This is a genomic window from Fulvivirga lutea (assembly GCF_017068455.1).
Taxonomy (GTDB): Bacteria; Bacteroidota; Bacteroidia; order Cytophagales; family Cyclobacteriaceae; genus Fulvivirga; species Fulvivirga lutea.
In genome coordinates, this window is sequence record NZ_CP070608.1 from 353,635 (window position 1) to 370,462 (window position 16,828).

15 protein-coding genes are annotated in these 16,828 nt (G+C 37.2%); 8 read left to right on the top strand and 7 right to left on the bottom strand.

Annotated elements, in window-relative coordinates; translation table 11 throughout:
• Positions 1 to 17 precede the first annotated feature (17 nt).
• The 3 genes from JR347_RS01825 to mltG are packed head-to-tail and all read right to left on the bottom strand — an operon-like array spanning position 18 to position 2,439.
• Positions 18 to 986 (bottom strand): YihY/virulence factor BrkB family protein, encoded by a 969-nt coding sequence (locus JR347_RS01825; protein ID WP_205722359.1) that lies wholly within the window; start codon positions 984 to 986, stop codon positions 18 to 20.
• A complete protein-coding gene (locus tag JR347_RS01830) occupies positions 986 to 1,393 on the bottom strand; it encodes an acyl-CoA thioesterase (protein WP_205722360.1) in 408 nt (135 codons plus the stop codon). The genes JR347_RS01825 and JR347_RS01830 overlap by 1 nt, the downstream gene beginning before the upstream one ends.
• Complete coding sequence (mltG, locus tag JR347_RS01835; protein ID WP_205722361.1) at positions 1,393 to 2,439, bottom strand: endolytic transglycosylase MltG; 1,047 nt, start codon at positions 2,437 to 2,439, stop codon at positions 1,393 to 1,395. The genes JR347_RS01830 and mltG overlap by 1 nt, the downstream gene beginning before the upstream one ends.
• A gap of 97 nt (positions 2,440 to 2,536) precedes the next feature.
• Here mltG and JR347_RS01840 point away from each other — a divergent pair, with 97 nt between their 5' ends.
• The 4 genes from JR347_RS01840 to JR347_RS01855 all read left to right on the top strand — a co-directional run bounded on the left by JR347_RS01840 (position 2,537) and on the right by JR347_RS01855 (position 7,238).
• Positions 2,537 to 3,166: an L-threonylcarbamoyladenylate synthase gene (locus tag JR347_RS01840; RefSeq protein WP_205722362.1), complete on the top strand. Its 630-nt coding sequence runs from the start codon at positions 2,537 to 2,539 to the stop codon at positions 3,164 to 3,166.
• Positions 3,120 to 3,791 carry a WbqC family protein gene (locus JR347_RS01845; protein ID WP_235689731.1) on the top strand — a complete coding sequence of 224 codons (672 nt, stop codon included), beginning with the start codon at positions 3,120 to 3,122 and terminating at the stop codon, positions 3,789 to 3,791. The genes JR347_RS01840 and JR347_RS01845 overlap by 47 nt, the downstream gene beginning before the upstream one ends.
• A 105-nt stretch (positions 3,792 to 3,896) precedes the next feature.
• Positions 3,897 to 6,434, top strand: a complete 2,538-nt coding sequence (locus JR347_RS01850) for an ATP-dependent Clp protease ATP-binding subunit (protein ID WP_205722363.1) — start codon at positions 3,897 to 3,899, stop codon at positions 6,432 to 6,434.
• Positions 6,435 to 6,683: 249 nt separating this feature from the next.
• Positions 6,684 to 7,238: a DUF6252 family protein gene (locus JR347_RS01855; RefSeq protein ID WP_205722364.1), complete on the top strand. Its 555-nt coding sequence runs from the start codon at positions 6,684 to 6,686 to the stop codon at positions 7,236 to 7,238.
• Positions 7,239 to 7,470: 232 nt separating this feature from the next.
• Here JR347_RS01855 and JR347_RS01860 read toward each other — a convergent pair whose 3' ends face one another.
• Entirely contained in the window at positions 7,471 to 9,552 is a 2,082-nt protein-coding gene (locus JR347_RS01860; protein WP_205722365.1) for a VWA domain-containing protein, read from the bottom strand.
• A 193-nt stretch (positions 9,553 to 9,745) separates the two neighbouring features.
• Between JR347_RS01860 and JR347_RS01865 the strand changes: the two genes are divergently transcribed.
• Both JR347_RS01865 and JR347_RS01870 read left to right on the top strand, forming a co-directional pair.
• Positions 9,746 to 10,807: a sensor histidine kinase gene (locus JR347_RS01865; protein WP_235689732.1), complete on the top strand. Its 1,062-nt coding sequence runs from the start codon at positions 9,746 to 9,748 to the stop codon at positions 10,805 to 10,807.
• Entirely contained in the window at positions 10,800 to 11,525 is a 726-nt protein-coding gene (locus tag JR347_RS01870) for a LytR/AlgR family response regulator transcription factor (RefSeq protein ID WP_205722366.1), read from the top strand. The genes JR347_RS01865 and JR347_RS01870 overlap by 8 nt, the downstream gene beginning before the upstream one ends.
• Here the strand turns inward: JR347_RS01870 and JR347_RS01875 are convergent.
• Positions 11,522 to 11,947 (bottom strand): hypothetical protein, encoded by a 426-nt coding sequence (locus tag JR347_RS01875; protein ID WP_205722367.1) that lies wholly within the window; start codon positions 11,945 to 11,947, stop codon positions 11,522 to 11,524. The two genes, JR347_RS01870 and JR347_RS01875, sit on opposite strands and share 4 nt — an antisense overlap.
• 56 nt (positions 11,948 to 12,003) lie before the next feature.
• A complete protein-coding gene (locus JR347_RS01880) occupies positions 12,004 to 13,269 on the bottom strand; it encodes a replication-associated recombination protein A (RefSeq protein ID WP_205722368.1) in 1,266 nt (421 codons plus the stop codon).
• A gap of 55 nt (positions 13,270 to 13,324) precedes the next feature.
• Between JR347_RS01880 and JR347_RS01885 the strand changes: the two genes are divergently transcribed.
• Together JR347_RS01885 and JR347_RS01890 are read left to right on the top strand one after the other, a co-directional pair.
• Positions 13,325 to 14,200 carry a DMT family transporter gene (locus JR347_RS01885; RefSeq protein WP_205722369.1) on the top strand — a complete coding sequence of 292 codons (876 nt, stop codon included), beginning with the start codon at positions 13,325 to 13,327 and terminating at the stop codon, positions 14,198 to 14,200.
• 53 nt (positions 14,201 to 14,253) lie between these two features.
• The gene (locus tag JR347_RS01890; RefSeq protein WP_205722370.1) at positions 14,254 to 15,807 is read left to right on the top strand and encodes an SDR family NAD(P)-dependent oxidoreductase; all 1,554 of its coding nucleotides are present in this window, start codon (positions 14,254 to 14,256) and stop codon (positions 15,805 to 15,807) included.
• On the opposite strand, the gene JR347_RS01895 is transcribed toward JR347_RS01890, so the two are convergent.
• Positions 15,808 to 16,827, bottom strand: a complete 1,020-nt coding sequence (locus tag JR347_RS01895) for a threonine aldolase family protein (protein WP_205722371.1) — start codon at positions 16,825 to 16,827, stop codon at positions 15,808 to 15,810.
• Position 16,828: the final 1 nt, after the last annotated feature.

Consider the following 16,828-nt stretch of genomic DNA (forward strand, 5'->3'; position numbering starts at 1 on the left):
CATAATTTTTTTAACACTTAATCCTCACCCAAAATGGCAGCTTCCTTAACTCCTGTTAATCTGTAGGCCTGATGTATGCTTGCATTAATCTCATACCCCACTAACAGCACTATACTCAATATTTCCTGCCAGATCATTAATGCAATAAGAATACCTAATGAGCCATATAATTTATTGTATGTAGCAAAATTGGAAACATAAAATGAGAACCCATAAGTTACAAGCATACATAAGCCGGTGGCCACTAATGAACCAATGCTGAAAAAGCGCCAATTATAATGTACAGCAGGGCCGAAATAGTAAATGAATGAAATAGACAAAAAGAAAACGATAAATAATACGAAAAAGCGAATGATGAAAAATATCACCACCTGATAACTTTGGATATCCAACCACTGAATTTCATTTACAAAGTTTACCATGATATTACCTATGACTAATAAAATAGATGCTAAAATCAATGACACAGCAAGCATGATCGTTAAGGCGGTACCTACCAATCGTGTTTTTAAAAAACTTCTTTTTTCAGTGGTCTTATATACGGAGTTGAATGCTTTCATCAGAGACATCATACCATTAGTGGCAAGATAGAGTGAGAATATCGCTCCGAATGTTAGTAACCCGCCCCGCGTTCTACCTACAATGTCTTCCACCGTAGTATAAATAGTATCATACATACTCGCAGGCAACACTTCCCCTAAAAAAACGAGTATTGATTCTTTACTTACCTCAGGTATAATTTCATGAATGTAAGGCGTAAGTGTAAACAAGAAGATTATTGCAGGGAATACTGAAAGAGTGAAGTTGAAAGCAACCGCATTCGCTCTTTCAATGATCTCATCTTTGGTAATTTTATCTATGAAAACCCTTATTACTTCATATAATGTAAGGTTTTCATATCGCTTAAATTTAATTTTTTTAAGAAGTGATATGAATTGCTCATATGTAGATGAGTGAATAATATAATTTTTAATCCGCTCTTTCATTATGAATAGAATTGTCCTAAAACAGCTTCTAAATTCTCCGGCATTCTTTTAGGCCTACCGGTCTCAATATCTATAAATGCTAACAAAGTTTCGCCCGTATGGATTATTTTTTGTTCCTCATTTTCAATTTCATAATTGAATTTAATTTTAACGGCAGGTTTTTGAGCTATAATCGTTCGTACTGTCAATAACTCGTCATATCGGGCTGGAGCAATGTATTTAGAATGATTTTCCAACACGGGCATCATCACACCAGACTTTTCTAATTCTCTGTAAGTAAGGCCAAGGCTGCGGATACTTTCCGCTCGGGCTATTTCGTAAAATCGTGCGTAATTACCATAATACACATACCCCATTTGGTCGGTATCGGCATAAGTAACTCTTATTTTGGTTTCGTGCTGAAACATTAATTGTTATTCATTCTGGCCTTTCTTTGTTCTATAGAAAGCTGCCTTTGATATTTGTTAGCATTATTAATGTGCTCTCGCAACGTTTCTGCAAAGTAATGATAGCCTGAAAAATCCTCTTTTGCACACATATAGATATAATTGTGTTTTTCATAGTTGAGAACAGCATCTATGGCATGAATAGGTGGCATATTGATAGGTCCCGGAGGTAGCCCTGCATTTTTATAGGTATTGAATGGAGAATCAATTTCCTTATGCACATTCAACACCCTTTTAATAGTGAAATCTTTAGCCGCAAATACCAAAGTAGGGTCAGCCTGAAGTGGTATTCTTTTTTGTAGCCGATTGATATACAAACCAGCAATAGTTTTTCCCTCACTTTTTTTCACACTTTCTGCATGCACTATTGAAGCTAATGTCATTATCTCGGTGGGAGACATGCCCAATTCTTTTGCTTTGGCCAATCGGGTGTCATTCCAGAAATTCTTAAATTCTTTGTGCATCCGCTTCATCAGGTCATCACCAGAAATATTGTAATACACTTCGTAGGTATTGGGGATAAACATACTGATGATCGTATGCTCATTAAACTCATCATTTGATTTAACGAACCTATCCATTGCTTCATTAAACTCCTTTTCATTCATCAAAAGATTTTCTGTAAGCTTAGGAGCCAGGCCTTCTTTTAATCTGATGTTATTAAAAGTAATTCTAACTGGTGTTTGTGTGCCAGTTCTTAACAACCTAATTACATCTATATTGCTCATATTCGGCTGAATGGCGTATCTACCGGGCTTTATAGAAGTATCATAATCCATAATTTTAGCAAGGAAACTAAAGCTTACAAGATCATTCACATAGTTTTGATCATATAATTTGTTCTGAAGTGATTTAAAGGTTTCATTCTTTTCGATAAATAGAATCTTCTTCTCACCTTCTACCAAAAAATTTGGCGAGAATACCATTTGATAGGCATAGAATGAAAAAGATGAAAGCAAAATGGTGCCCACCAGCATAAATACTACTACAAACTTCTTGTTGTTCATTTCATTTCAATTAAGGCGGCAAAGATAAATATTGTCATTAAACTGGTAATGTCATTTCTACTCTATTTAAAAGGCATTTATACTTAACTTTACAGTTATGGCAGCAGAATTTTTACAGATACATCCGGAAAATCCCGAAAAACGGAAGGTTGAACAGGTTGTAAATATGCTTCGAGATGGAGCTGTTATTATATATCCTACAGATACCATATACGGGTTAGGCTGTGATTTATTCAACAAAAATGCCGTTGACAAAGTGTGTAAGATTAAAGGGCTTAAACCTAAGAGCTTCAATCTTTCTTTTATTTGTAATGATATAAGCCAGGTTTCTGAATATACCAAGCAGATTAATACTCCAACTTTTAAATTATTGAAAAAGGCCTTACCTGGTCCTTTCACCTTTATATTGGAGTCAAACCGAAATGTGCCTAAAATTTTAGGTACCAATAAAAAAACAGTAGGTATTAGAATTCCTGACAATAACATCACCCATATGATTGTTGACCTTCTGGGTAATCCCATAGTTACAACATCAATTAAAGATGATGATGAAATTTTGGAGTACACTACTGACCCAGAAATAATCTATGAAGAGTATAAACATTTGGTAGATGTGGTTATTGATGGTGGTATGGGTAATAATGTTCCGTCAACAATAGTAGATTGCTCCGGTTCTCAAATTGAGATTATTAGACAGGGATTGGGAGATATTGAAGCCTATGCATGACAGTGTCTTAATTGAATCTCAGTACCTCCCCCCCATCGAGTTTTTCTGCCTTATCAAGCAATATGAGTCTCTACATCTGGAGGTGCATGAAAACTTTCAAAAACAAACCTATCGAAATCGTTGCTATATACTCGGAGCAAATAATGTGCAATGCCTAACGATACCAGTTGTAAAGGCCAATAGCAAACAGTCTATTGGTGATCTTAAAATTGATTACAGTAGGCCCTGGCATAAAGAGCATTGGCGTTCGATAAAATCTGCCTATGGAAAGTCACCTTTTTTTGAGTTTTTTGAACCCCATTTTGAGAACCCTTACCTAAATCCACCCGAAAAACTTTTGGATTTTAACGGTCAGTTACTGACAATATGTCTCAAATTACTTGGATTAAAAAGTAGAATTATACCAACATCAGAATACCTCAAATCTCCCAAAAAGGGAATTTTAGATGCGAGATCTCTCATTAATCCTAAAGTTGATTTCAAAAAAAGGTCGATTTATATGCCAGAAAAGTACTTACAAGTTTTTGGCAAAGACTTTGTTCCTAATTTAAGCGTTATAGATTTATTAATGAACGAAGGACCCAACTCCCTCAACCTTGTTACCAAATCTATTCGTACGGAATGAACAATTAAAATTGGGATTTCGTTAATAACCAATAATTACCAGTATGTTAATGGTAATTATTTTTAAGAAATCATACATTTACATAGACACTACAATTGCTCAGTTATGGAAGCAAAATTTTCAAATAGGGTAAAAGAAGTAATATCGCTGAGTCGTGAAGAAGCCCTGAGACTCGGCCATGACTATATTGGCACTGAACATTTACTTTTAGGAATGATCCGTGAAGGTGAAGGTGTGGCAGTTGGTCTGTTAAAAAAATTAGGAATCTCACTTGACGAACTGCGCAATTCAGTAGAAAAAGTTTCTAAGGGAACCGCATCACCAGATGTAAAGAACTTGGCAAACATTCCATTGACTCGCCAGTCTGAAAAAGTGTTAAAAATCACTTATCTGGAGGCTAAGATATTCAAGAGCCAGCTTATAGGAACTGAGCATCTTTTACTTTCTATCTTAAGAGATGAAGACAACATTGCTACTCAAATTCTAGAAAAATTTGATGTGAGTTACGATGTTGTAAAAGAGTTATTAGAATACCAAACAGACAATCCTATTGCTTCGTCTGATACAGATGATCCTGAAGACGATTCTTCAAAAATATTTGGATCAAGTTCTGGCTCAGGTGGCAAAGAGAAAAAAGGAAATGAAAAATCCAGAACTCCTGTACTTGATAATTTCGGAAGAGACTTAACTAAACTTGCTGAAGAAGATCGATTAGATCCTATTGTTGGTAGAGAAAAAGAAATAGAGCGTGTTGCTCAAATATTGAGCAGAAGAAAGAAGAACAACCCAATTTTAATTGGTGAACCTGGCGTGGGTAAAACTGCAATTGCCGAAGGTCTTGCTCTTAGGATAGTTCAGAAGAAAGTATCCAGAGTGTTATTTGGCAAAAGAGTAGTTACACTTGATTTAGCTTCTTTAGTGGCTGGCACTAAATACCGTGGCCAGTTCGAGGAGCGAATGAAAGCCGTAATGAATGAACTGGAGAAATCACCAGAAGTAATTCTGTTCATTGATGAGCTACATACTATTGTTGGTGCCGGTGGCGCTTCAGGCTCGCTTGATGCATCGAACATGTTCAAGCCAGCTCTTGCAAGAGGAGAAATCCAATGCATTGGTGCCACTACGCTTGACGAGTACAGACAGTATATAGAAAAAGATGGTGCATTAGCCAGACGTTTCCAGATGGTTATGGTAGATGCAACCACTCCGGAAGAGACTATTGAAATACTGAACAACATCAAAGAGAAGTACGAGGAGCATCATCATGTAAATTATTCTGATGAGGCCGTGGAAGCTTGCGTTAAGCTTTCAGATAGATACATTTCTGACAGATATCTTCCAGACAAAGCCATTGATGTGCTTGATGAAGCTGGAGCACGCGTACACATCAGCAACATTCATGTACCTGATGAAATAATCAAGTTAGAGGCTGATATCGAGGATATCAAACACGAAAAAAATAGAGTTGTAAAAAGCCAGAAATACGAAGAGGCTGCACAACTAAGAGACAAAGAGAAAAAGCTTTTAGAGCAATTGGAACAGGCTAAAGTTAGATGGGAAGATGAGACTAAAAGCAAAAGATATGATGTAGATGAGGATAATGTAGCAGATGTAATTGCTATGATGACGGGCATCCCAACGAAGCGTATCGCTCAAAAAGAAAGTAATAAGCTTCTTGGCATGAATGATCAGTTGAACGGAAGTGTCATTGGTCAGGATGAAGCCATAAAGAAGTTAACCAGAGCTATTCAGAGAACCAGGGTTGGACTAAAAGATCCTAAAAAACCGATTGGTTCATTTATATTCCTGGGCCCTACTGGTGTAGGTAAAACTGAATTAGCAAAAGTATTATCAACCTACCTTTTCGATAAGGAAGACGCACTTGTGAGAATTGACATGAGTGAGTATATGGAGAAATTCTCTGTATCGAGATTGGTTGGAGCGCCTCCTGGATATGTTGGCTATGAAGAAGGTGGCCAGCTGACTGAGAAAGTGAGAAGAAAGCCTTACAGTGTTGTGTTGCTTGATGAAATTGAAAAAGCACACCCAGATGTATTCAATATTCTTTTACAGGTACTCGATGATGGAATATTAACTGATGGATTAGGTAGAAGGGTTGATTTTAGAAATACCATCATCATCATGACTTCGAACATTGGAGTGAGAGATTTAAAAGATTTCGGATCTGGTATTGGTTTCGCTGCGGGGCCTAAGAAGAATGACGATGACGCAATGAAATCGACCATTCAGAGTGCTTTGAAGAAAGCCTTTAGCCCTGAATTTTTAAACCGATTAGATGACGTGATTGTATTCAACTCTTTACAAAGAGAGCATATTCACAAAATCATTGATCTTTCATTGGCTAAGTTATTTGAACGAATTTTATCACTTGGCTACCATGTAGAGTTAACCGATAAAGCAAAAGATTTCTTGTCTGAAAAAGGTTACGATCCACAATATGGAGCAAGGCCATTGAACAGAGCTATACAGAAATACCTGGAAGATCCTGTGGCAGAAGAAATTTTGAAAGGCGAAATGGAAGAAGGCGCAACAATTGTTGCTGACCATGACGGTAAGACCGAAGAGCTTAAAATCAAGGTGAAGAAGCCGGGTAAATCAACAAAAAAAGAAGAGAAAGAATAAAAGCCTTTCTCATTGATAAAGAAAAGCCATCCGCTAGCTAGCGGATGGCTTTTTGCTTTTCAGGTCATGTCGCATCCGCCAACTGGCGGAGAAGACATCTTTGCTATGTATATAGAGTTGAATCGACTCATAAGATATATCTCCAAGCTTCCAATCTAACATACCACTGAAAAAATTATTAATAATTAAAAATCCAATTATTCAATTAACATATTTACATTTCAATATATTATTTAACTTATATTATAAATGCCTCGTTTTCAATGCGTTAAAAAATTAGTAGTTCTGACTTTGCTCTGCACCGCACTCGTAACATCATTTACTTCCTGTGATCTGTTTTCCTCAGAAGATGACGAACCTAAATCACCGATTGACCAACTGCCACCATTGACAACAACCGGAGAGAACACTTTTGGCTATCTATTAAATGGTGAGACTATTGTTATTGCTAGTAGCTTAAATGCATCAGCTATATATCAAGGGGGAGGAGTTCAAATAAGCAGTTTTTTTGAAAATGAACAAGTTGATCATAATATAGTAATGATACTATTAGATCCAATTAAAATAAATCAAAGCTATGATTTAACTAACCTACCAGAACATAAGGTACAATTTATAGACTCAAGGTCTGACAAAAAGTGTCTTTATGATTATTCAGACACTTTTATGGGTAGTATTAAATTGTCAAATATCGATAGAACCAATTTTATCATTTCAGGTCAGTTTGAATTTTCCACAGTAACACAAGGCTGCGAAACTGTCGAAGTTACTGATGGCCGCTTTGACCTTCAATACATTCCATAACTAATACATAAAACCAACAATTATGAAACAACTATGCGTTTGCTTGGCGTTACTGTGCCTGATAGGTAAAATAAACGCTCAATCCACAGGTTATTATAATGAAATGAACCATGTTTTAATGTCATGTCGCAACGAAGTGGAGACATCTTTGCCATGTAGAATACATGCGTTGACTTGCGTGATGGTTAAGAATTCAACTCCGCCAGTAGGTGGATACGAATTGACTAGATTATTAGTAACTCCCGTGATACTTTCTCAGAAACCACTCCGTTGAAACAAATATTAAAAGCAAGATCAATATCCATTCGAGGTTAATGAAAGGCAACAGTTGTTCCCTACTATGAATAACACCTTGTGGCTCTTTGTTTTCTATATAATTGCTCAACTCGCTTAGTTCAGTTGCCTTGTAGCTTTTGCCTCCTGTTTGAGAAGCTAGTTTTCTAAGCATGGCAAAGTCGGCCTTATAGTTTTGGTTTTCCAGCTGCAATTCCTTCACAATTATTTCACCTTTAACTTCCTCCCTTTTCCCATTCAACTCGGTTGAAGCAACATAAGAGTAAATCCCATCTTTGAGTCCATTAATTACATACCTTGTATTATTAGGGTTGGTGATGTAATCGTATTGGAAAGTTTCATTTTTCTCATTTTTAAGAATAAGGTCTATCTTTTGATCATAAACCTCCTCATATAAATCATTATAAACCTCCGTTTCAAAAACGATATCTTCGGTATTTGAGAATTCATTCTTTATCGGGTAGACTCTGAATTTTCGTTTATCATCTTTAGTGGAAAGGTATTGAACCAGTTTGGAAACAAGTTCATTAAAAAGATTATTGTTACCGTTGTTAGCATAGTCTGTGAGTTTCCACTTCCATAAACCCTGGCCTAAGAAAACAGCTCGCTTTTTATCACCATTGGCTTTAATACTTAAAAGTGGTCTGCTAGTAGTAATATTACCTACTCGCTGATACAGCAGGGTACTCGCCTCACTTTCCAATTGATAGTTACCAAAAGGTACTGATATTGGCGGAAACTGATCAAAGGAAGACTGCAGTTCCTCACTTAATTTAAAATTCCCAAAAGCAGGATTGAATGCAGCGATTATTTTATCATAGTCATCCGAGGTTATAGAGACTTTTACAATCTCATTAAAATCATTAAACCTTTTCACATTAACTTGAGGGCCAAAAAATATTAATGCTGCCTCTTCCTTATCAACAACCTCTTGAAAAAGAGCCTGGCCAAAACGTTGGGCATCTGTCAACTCATGATAAATCACCAAGTCAAAGTTTTTGGGGCTATTTTTCAAACGTTCCACGTCCTTAGGATTACTCAGGATGTAGCTCTCAAATTCATAGTTAGAGTTCGTTTGAATGGCTGACCTGAGTGCTTTAATGTCGGGATGCGGTGCCCCCGCCAACAAGGCAATCGTTTCTTTACCTTCCACCACTTCTATAAATGCTGATTTATAATTGTTTGAATAGGTAAGTTCATTTTCTTTACGAGAAACAACTACTTCATACTTTTGAAAACCACTTTCTTTAGCATCTACTAAAAATTTCACTTCCTGTAATTCTCCTGAACGTGTGAGTGTCAATTTTTGCTGTGCTATCCGTTGGCCGTTTTGCATGAGATTTACATCTATTTGCTCCCCAACATATCCTTCATTTAAAATATTAATCACCACAGGAAATTTATTGCCCTGATAGGCCAGGCGATTAAATAAAATTGAATGAATACTGATATCAGCCTTGGGTATTGTATCACCAATTAATAGCGTTGAAATAGGAAAACCATACTCCGAAAAAGTGGGCGAAATTCCTGAATTATACATACCATCAGAAACAAGCAGCACTCCGGCAATATTACGTCCTTCATAATCGCTTTGGATTCCCTCTAATAGTTCTGATAAATCCGTTCTTTGTTCATTAAATCTTATTTCTGAGGTAATTCCCGATAATGTTCGAAATTCGGTTTCAAAACCAGCGGTACCCAAACGTTTCTGATTACTTTTTAATTCTTCAATGAGTTCACCCAAAGCGGTACTATCCGCTGAATTCAGCATTGATTTAGAGTTATCGACTGCAATTACAAATGCCGGTGCCTCCGTTTCATTTATGATCTGCCTAATGATCGGAGACACAAGCAGGGCACAGATTAGACTTACCAAGACACCTCTTATAATGAGAAGTGCCAAATTCATGCTTTTACTCCATGGGCCTTTTTTCTGGTATTGAATAAGAGCATAAGCTGCACCTACCACCAGGCAGACTATTAGGAAAAGAGGGTGATTGTCAAAAATTAGCTCTTTCATGCTCTCCGTCAATTAACGGCAATTATTTAATTAAGATTTCCTAATCACAATGCTAAACTATTTAGGTTATTGATGCTAACTTATATTGGCACAATTAAATAACGCATTAGGCATTAAAAACCTGTTGTATGTCGAATTAAAAAATGATTAGCAACTTAGGGTGTATTTTTGCGGTTATCTTATTCGATAAGATATGATTCAGGACAATTTAATAGTAGCATACCATAAGATTCCAAGATGGCTAAAGCACATGAGCTTTTGGCTCATATTTGTATCCTTTTTTGCGCTCTTGTGGGGCAGTTTTAGTGAGAAATATGATAAAGAGTTTATCTCTCAATTTATGTTTCTTCCACCAAAACTTCTTGCCTCTTATGTTACCCTTTACATTCTCATACCGCGTTTCTTACTAACAAATAAGATACTCCAATTCTTTATTTGGATTACGATAGTACTGCTGGCTTCGGGATTATTGAACTGGGCTATCGCGATATACATAGAAAATCCGGTGCTCTATCCTAATGAGGATTTTGGCGGACTATGGAACCCAAAAAAGATTTTAAAATCAGCCACATACATTTACCCGGTTGTAGTTCTATGCAGTCTTATCAAACTTTTTAAGCACTGGTATAAGAACCAGCAAATGGCTCAGCAGTTTGAACAAGACAAACTATCGGCAGAGTTAAAGTTTCTGAAAGCGCAAGTACATCCACATTTTCTATTCAATACGCTCAACAACCTTTACGCGCTTACGCTTAAGAGCTCAGAAAAAGCTCCGGAAGTGGTTTTAAAGCTTTCAGACCTGCTCAATTATATGCTTTACGAGTGCAATACAGACAGAGTGCCTCTAAAAAAAGAAATCGAGTTGGTGGAAAATTACGTTGAACTGGAAAAACTTAGGTATGGAGATCGTCTAGATACCACCTTTAACAAGGAAATTGAAGGCGAGAATTACATTGCACCAATGCTCATTCTCCCATTTATTGAAAATAGTTTTAAGCACGGTGTAAGTGGCGAAACGGAAAACTCCTGGGTAAGCATAGATATTACTGTTAAGGATGGTTTGCTCACCTTAAAAGTGGATAATAGTAAGAGCTCTGAACTAACCAAAGATGAGCGTGAATACCGCGAAGGTATTGGGCTAAATAATGTAAAAAGAAGGTTAGAGTTGCTCTATGGCGGTGCCTATGATCTGAAAATTTTAGATACAGATGAGTCTTATTTGGTGGTATTAAAATTAGAATTGGATAATGACTAAGGTTAAATGCATGATAGTGGATGATGAGCCATTGGCTATCGAGATTATAGAATCTTATTTAGAGAGATTAAGTGATTTTGAGGTTGTAGCCAGGTGCAATAATGCGCTAAAGGCCTTTGAAATAGTTCAAAAAGAAAAAGTAGACCTTATCTTCTTAGATATCCAGATGCCTAAATTAACAGGAATCGATTTTATTAAAACCCTTAAAGATCCACCAAAGATAATTCTTACAACCGCCTATCGCGATTATGCCATTGAGAGTTACGAGCTTGACGTGGTAGATTATTTGTTAAAGCCTATTTCATTTGACCGATTTTTAGTGGCGGTACAGAAAATTTACAATGGGAATGGTGATAAAATATCTATCGAAAAACAGGGTGTTGATATCAAAGATTCAGATGCCTATATCTATTTAAAATCAGATAAAAAGATGGTGAAGGTGATGCTCGATGATATACTCTATATTGAAAGTTTAAAAGATTATATTAGGGTAAGAACGGATGAGAAAGATGTTATCAGCCACCAAAAAATCAGCTATCTGGAAGAAAAATTACCAGGGGAATACTTTATGCGCGTGCACCGTTCGTTCATAGTACCTATTCAAAAAATAACTAGTTACTCTGCATCTTCCATTGAAGTTCCCGGCCACGAAGTGCCTATTGGCAGGTTATATAAAAATGACGTGCTTGAGAGGCTAGGGAGCAGAAATCACATTTAGCTCATCAAATAATCTATGGCATCCTGGGGTTCATTGCATATTTTGGCTGGTCGCCCCACCACTTTAATTAAAGTATTTAAATAATATTTTTTAAAAGGGGATGCATCCGATACTACACCTGTTTTTTCTATTCCCATTCTGCCTGACTCTGGAGCAATAACCTTCTCAAAATACTTTCTTGCTTCCACAGGCACTACACCTTGCTTGCGTATATCAGTATAAACACCAACAGTTTTATGTGATCTGGCATAATCCAAGACATCATCAAAGAGCTTCATGTATTGATCCTTATTAAAAATACCCTCCCAAACAATGCCAATAAGATTCATCTCTGCATTGTAGTAGGCTTTCACATATTTCTCTTCAAGAAATTTATTATCCTCATTAATTAGCTGATCTACTGAATACTTCACTTGCTCCATAATCTGAATTTTTAAATGAATAACAATTCAGAATTTAGTACATAATTTCTGAATAATCAATAATTATATTTCTCTTTCCAAAGTGCCTTGAGTCTTTTGCGCATCTCTTCTTCACGGGCATTTTTACCCGGATCATACAGTTTGGTATTCTTAATTTCATCAGGCATAAATTCAAACTCAACAAAATTACCATCGTAACTATGTGCGTATTGATAACCCTTTCCATAACCCTCATCTTTCATCAGCTTGGTAGGCGCATTTCTTATAGCCATTGGTACTTGCAGATCACCTGTTTCTTTTACCAGCTGCTGCGCTTTATTAATGGCCATGTAACTTGCATTACTCTTCGGTGAGCTCGCCAAATAAGTTACACATTGCGATAATATTATTCGAGATTCGGGATAGCCAATGACATTCACTGCCTGAAATGCATTGGTGGCAATGACCAAAGCTGTAGGGTTGGCATTACCAATATCCTCCGAAGCCAGAATAACCAAACGTCTGGCTATAAACTTCACGTCTTCGCCCCCTTCTATCATTCTGGCCAAGTAATAAACAGCTGCGTTAGGGTCACTGCCTCTAATGGATTTTATGAAAGCCGAAATAATATCATAGTGTTGCTCTCCACTTTTATCGTAAATAGCTACGCGTTGCTGGGCTATCTCTATAACTGTATCATCTGTAACTACGGGCTTTTCACCCAAAGAATCAGTCACCAACTCCAGGAGGTTAAGAAGCTTTCGCGCATCACCCCCAGATATTTTAAATAGCGCTGCTGTTTCTTTTAATTCGATGGTTTTCTTTTTCAGCTTTTCATCATTCGCAATGGCATTAGCCACCAGCTTTTTCAGATGATCTTCTGTTAAAGATTTAAGTGTATAAACCTGACAGCGCGATAACAAAGCCGAATTCACTTCGAATGACGGGTTTTCTGTAGTTGCACCAATGAGTGTAACTATTCCCTTTTCTACTGCACCAAGCAAAGCATCTTGCTGCGACTTATTAAATCGATGAATTTCATCGATGAATAAAATGGTATTTCTGTTACGTTTTGCCTTTTCTATTACCTCACGCACATCTTTTACCCCGGCACTTACCGCACTTAAGGTATGAAATGGCTGCTTTACATGATTGGCAATAATATTGGCTATTGTGGTTTTTCCAACACCCGGAGGTCCCCATAAAATCATTGATGGAATAACCCCTGAATCAATAGTTTTTCGCAAAATACCCGTTTTACCTACCAGATGTTCCTGACCAATTAATTGATCTACATTGGTGGGTCGCATACGTTCGGCTAAAGGTAGGTTACTCGTGAACATGGAAATATATTTTTTGCTAGGTTAAAATTAAGAATGTATTGTTATAGATTTGGCCGTGCCAAAGAATATTAAGGTTCATAGCGTTTTATTTCTTGTAGCCCTTATTTATGGAGCCAACTATTCAATCGCTAAAATAGCTTTAGGTGTTTACCTAGAACCTTTTGGCTTTATTCTATTGCGAATAACCGCAGCAACAGCATTGTTTTGGATTGTTAGCTGGCTCACAGGACCAGACCCAATTAAAGACAAAAAAGATTTTTACCTGCTTATGGCATCGGCTCTTTTTGGTGTGGCCACTAATCAGATGCTGTTTTTCAAAGGCTTAAGCATGACTAATCCAATTAATGGATCAGTAATTATGACTACTTCCCCCATCATGGTGATGTTGGTAGCCTATTTGCTTGGTCGGGAGAAGCTAACAGTAATGAAAATTGTGGGAGTACTGGTGGCAGCTGTAGGTGCTTATTTGCTTCTCACCAAAGATGGTATTTCTCTAAATGAAGGTACGTTTTTAGGAGATTTACTCATATTAATTAATGGTACTAGTTATGCTGTTTATCTTGTCATTGTTAAGCCGCTTATGGCAAAATACACGGCCATCACTGTGATAAAGTGGGTATTTCTATTCGGCATCATTTTTACCCTTCCGTTTGGATACGAACAACTTTCAATAGTTAACTGGAGTGTGATTTCAACCAATGGGTGGCTAAGTATCGTCTATGTGATTTTTGGCGCAACATTTACCGTTTACTTGTTAAACGTTTGGTCGTTGAAGCATGTAAATTCATCGGTGGTTGGTATCTACATCTACTTTCAACCTGTAATTTCTACAATAGTGGCCATTTCTTTCAGAGGTGATGAACTGTATCTAACAACTGTTGCTTACTCACTTCTAATTATGATAGGTGTTTATCTTGTGAGTCGGTTTTAACTATTGAAATTGATCAACTTTTATATTTAATTTCACACCATAATTCTAACAATATGGTGCAGGGCGAGGAAGTGGAGATTGAATCTAAAATAACAGCTGAAGAGATTGAGCAATGTATTGCTATTCTTAATAAGCTCAATTCAGATACAAATCAAATATTTGAAATCCCGAAAGACCGAAGGTTAGCTTTAGTGATGGCCGCGGGATTATTTTCACGGCCAAGTAGAGAAGAGTTTTTAAGACGTAAAAAAGAAGCCAAGAAAGCCGAAAAAAGAAAAATTAGATTGAAAGATAAGAATGCCAGAAATGGAACGGGCATTCGATCAGCCAGAGAAGCAGTTGTTTTTGAAGCACCTAAATTAATTTCCCTCACTGCGGCAGATCTAGAAACTGTTGAATTAGAATCACCGCGAAATTGCTATGTATGCAAAACCGTTTACACCAAATTGCATCATTTTTATGATACCATGTGTACCGAATGTGGTGACTTTAACTATGCGAAGCGATTTCAAACTGCCGATCTTACAAACCAAGTAGCTATTGTAACAGGCTCTCGTTTAAAAATTGGCTATCATATTACGTTAATGTTGCTCCGTGCAGGAGCTACGGTTGTTGCTACAACCAGATTTCCTGTTGATTCTGCCATTCGATTTTCTAAGGAGAATGACTTTAATCTATGGAAACATAGACTTAAAATCCATGGATTAGATTTAAGACACATACCTAGTGTTGAAATTTTCTGCAATTACATCGAACAGCAATATGATAGGTTGGACATATTGATCAACAATGCTGCTCAAACAGTGAGAAGGCCGGCAGGTTTTTATCAGCACTTGATGTTAAACGAATCCAAAAGTTACGATCAGCATTCGGCTGATGTTAAAGATTTATTAGCCGACCATAATGCCTGTATTAATGAATTGAGGTCGCTGAGTGAAGGCTTTACAGATGGCCAGAAAAATTTACCTGTAAGCTGGCATGGCAAGCAATTAGGCGTTGGTATCAGCGATTCTGCTCGATTATCTCAAATACCATACAGTATTGATAACTCATTGAAGCTAGAAGAGGTTTTCCCTGAAGGTAAATTAGATGCAGACCTGCAGCAAGTGGATTTGAGAAAAACCAATAGCTGGCGCTTAAAACTTGGTGAAATTAATACCATTGAAATGGTTGAGGTGCAATTAGTAAACTCTGTTGCTCCTTTTGTACTATGCAACCGACTGGCCGATCTAATGAAAAAAGAGAATACGGGACAAAAGCATATCATCAACGTTTCGGCAATGGAAGGTAAATTCCATAGGTTCCATAAAGAAGATCGACACCCTCACACCAATATGGCTAAGGCAGCATTAAATATGATGACCCATACAGCTGCTTCGGATTTTGCTAAATATGGTATTTATATGAATGCCGTTGATACAGGTTGGGTTACAGATGAAGACCCTGCCGAATTGGCTAAACGCAAACAAGAAGTTCATGACTTTCAGCCGCCATTGGATATTGTTGATGGTGCCGCCCGAGTACTTGACCCGCTATTTGATGGAATAAATACAGGCAAACATTGGTGTGGCCAATTTTTGAAGGACTACCGACCAATCGACTGGTAATTAATTTATGCCTTTTTTGATAATTTGAATGGCCTTTTCCAATTGATCATCATTAAAATTCAAATGAGTTACCATTCTAATTTCATCAGGGCCAAAACCAATGGCTAATAGTCCGTTTTCTTTAAACTTTTGAAGCACCTTTTCATTCGATAAATCTTTTTTGATTTTAAAAATGACAATATTGGTCTCAACAGGATAAACATCTTTAACGAAATCTGCGCTTGAAAGAGCCTCACCTAATTGCTTTGCTCGATCATGATCTTCCACCAAACGGTTTATATTATTTTCTAATGCATAAATCCCAGCTGCGGCTAAATAGCCTGCCTGCCGCATGCCACCACCTAAAAATTTACGAACTCTTCTGGCTTTAGTAATATATTCTCTTTTACCAACCAACATGGAGCCAACAGGTGCGCCCAACCCTTTCGATAAGCAGATGGATATGGTATCAAAATACTGACCATATTCTGTAGGTCTTTCCTTAGTTTCTGCTAATGCATTAAATAACCTCGCCCCATCTAAGTGAATTTTCAGGTTGTTTTGCCTCGCTATTAAATGAAGCGCTTTAATCTCCTCAAGCGTATAGTAAGAACCCCCGCCTTTGTTTACTGTATTTTCTAAACTTAGTAGAGAAGAAATTGGATAGTGGATATCGTCCGGGTTAATGGCGGCTTCAACATCTTTTGGATTTATCCGGCCTCTATCGCCATCTAATAATTTAAAAGACAGCCCGCTGGTACCTGCTACACCTCCACCCTCGTATTTGTAAATGTGTGAGCCTTGATAACAGATCACTTCCTCATAGGGTTGAGTGAGCACATGAACGCCAATTTGGTTGGTCATTGTTCCGGATGGACAGAATATACCTGCTTCGCAGCCAAGCATTTCTGCAGCTTTTTTTTCCAGCATTAAAATTGTTGGATCTTCCCCAAACACATCGTCACCCACCTCTGCAGACATCATAGCATCAAGCATTGCCGGTGTAGGCTTGGTTACAGTATCACTTCGTAAATCAATCATA

Bases quoted from the DNA above. Each gene is read 5' to 3' on its own strand.
- JR347_RS01825 (WP_205722359.1), bottom strand. From the start codon at position 986: ATGAAAGAGCGGATTAAAAATTATATTATTCACTCATCTACATATGAG.
- JR347_RS01830 (WP_205722360.1), bottom strand. From the start codon at position 1,393: ATGTTTCAGCACGAAACCAAAATAAGAGTTACTTATGCCGATACCGAC.
- mltG (WP_205722361.1), bottom strand. From the start codon at position 2,439: ATGAACAACAAGAAGTTTGTAGTAGTATTTATGCTGGTGGGCACCATT.
- JR347_RS01840 (WP_205722362.1), top strand. From the start codon at position 2,537: ATGGCAGCAGAATTTTTACAGATACATCCGGAAAATCCCGAAAAACGG.
- JR347_RS01850 (WP_205722363.1), top strand. From the start codon at position 3,897: ATGGAAGCAAAATTTTCAAATAGGGTAAAAGAAGTAATATCGCTGAGT.
- JR347_RS01855 (WP_205722364.1), top strand. From the start codon at position 6,684: ATGCCTCGTTTTCAATGCGTTAAAAAATTAGTAGTTCTGACTTTGCTC.
- JR347_RS01860 (WP_205722365.1), bottom strand. From the start codon at position 9,552: ATGAAAGAGCTAATTTTTGACAATCACCCTCTTTTCCTAATAGTCTGC.
- JR347_RS01865 (WP_235689732.1), top strand. From the start codon at position 9,746: ATGATTCAGGACAATTTAATAGTAGCATACCATAAGATTCCAAGATGG.
- JR347_RS01870 (WP_205722366.1), top strand. From the start codon at position 10,800: ATGACTAAGGTTAAATGCATGATAGTGGATGATGAGCCATTGGCTATC.
- JR347_RS01875 (WP_205722367.1), bottom strand. From the start codon at position 11,947: ATGGAGCAAGTGAAGTATTCAGTAGATCAGCTAATTAATGAGGATAAT.
- JR347_RS01880 (WP_205722368.1), bottom strand. From the start codon at position 13,269: ATGTTCACGAGTAACCTACCTTTAGCCGAACGTATGCGACCCACCAAT.
- JR347_RS01890 (WP_205722370.1), top strand. From the start codon at position 14,254: ATGGTGCAGGGCGAGGAAGTGGAGATTGAATCTAAAATAACAGCTGAA.
- JR347_RS01895 (WP_205722371.1), bottom strand. From the start codon at position 16,827: ATGATTGATTTACGAAGTGATACTGTAACCAAGCCTACACCGGCAATG.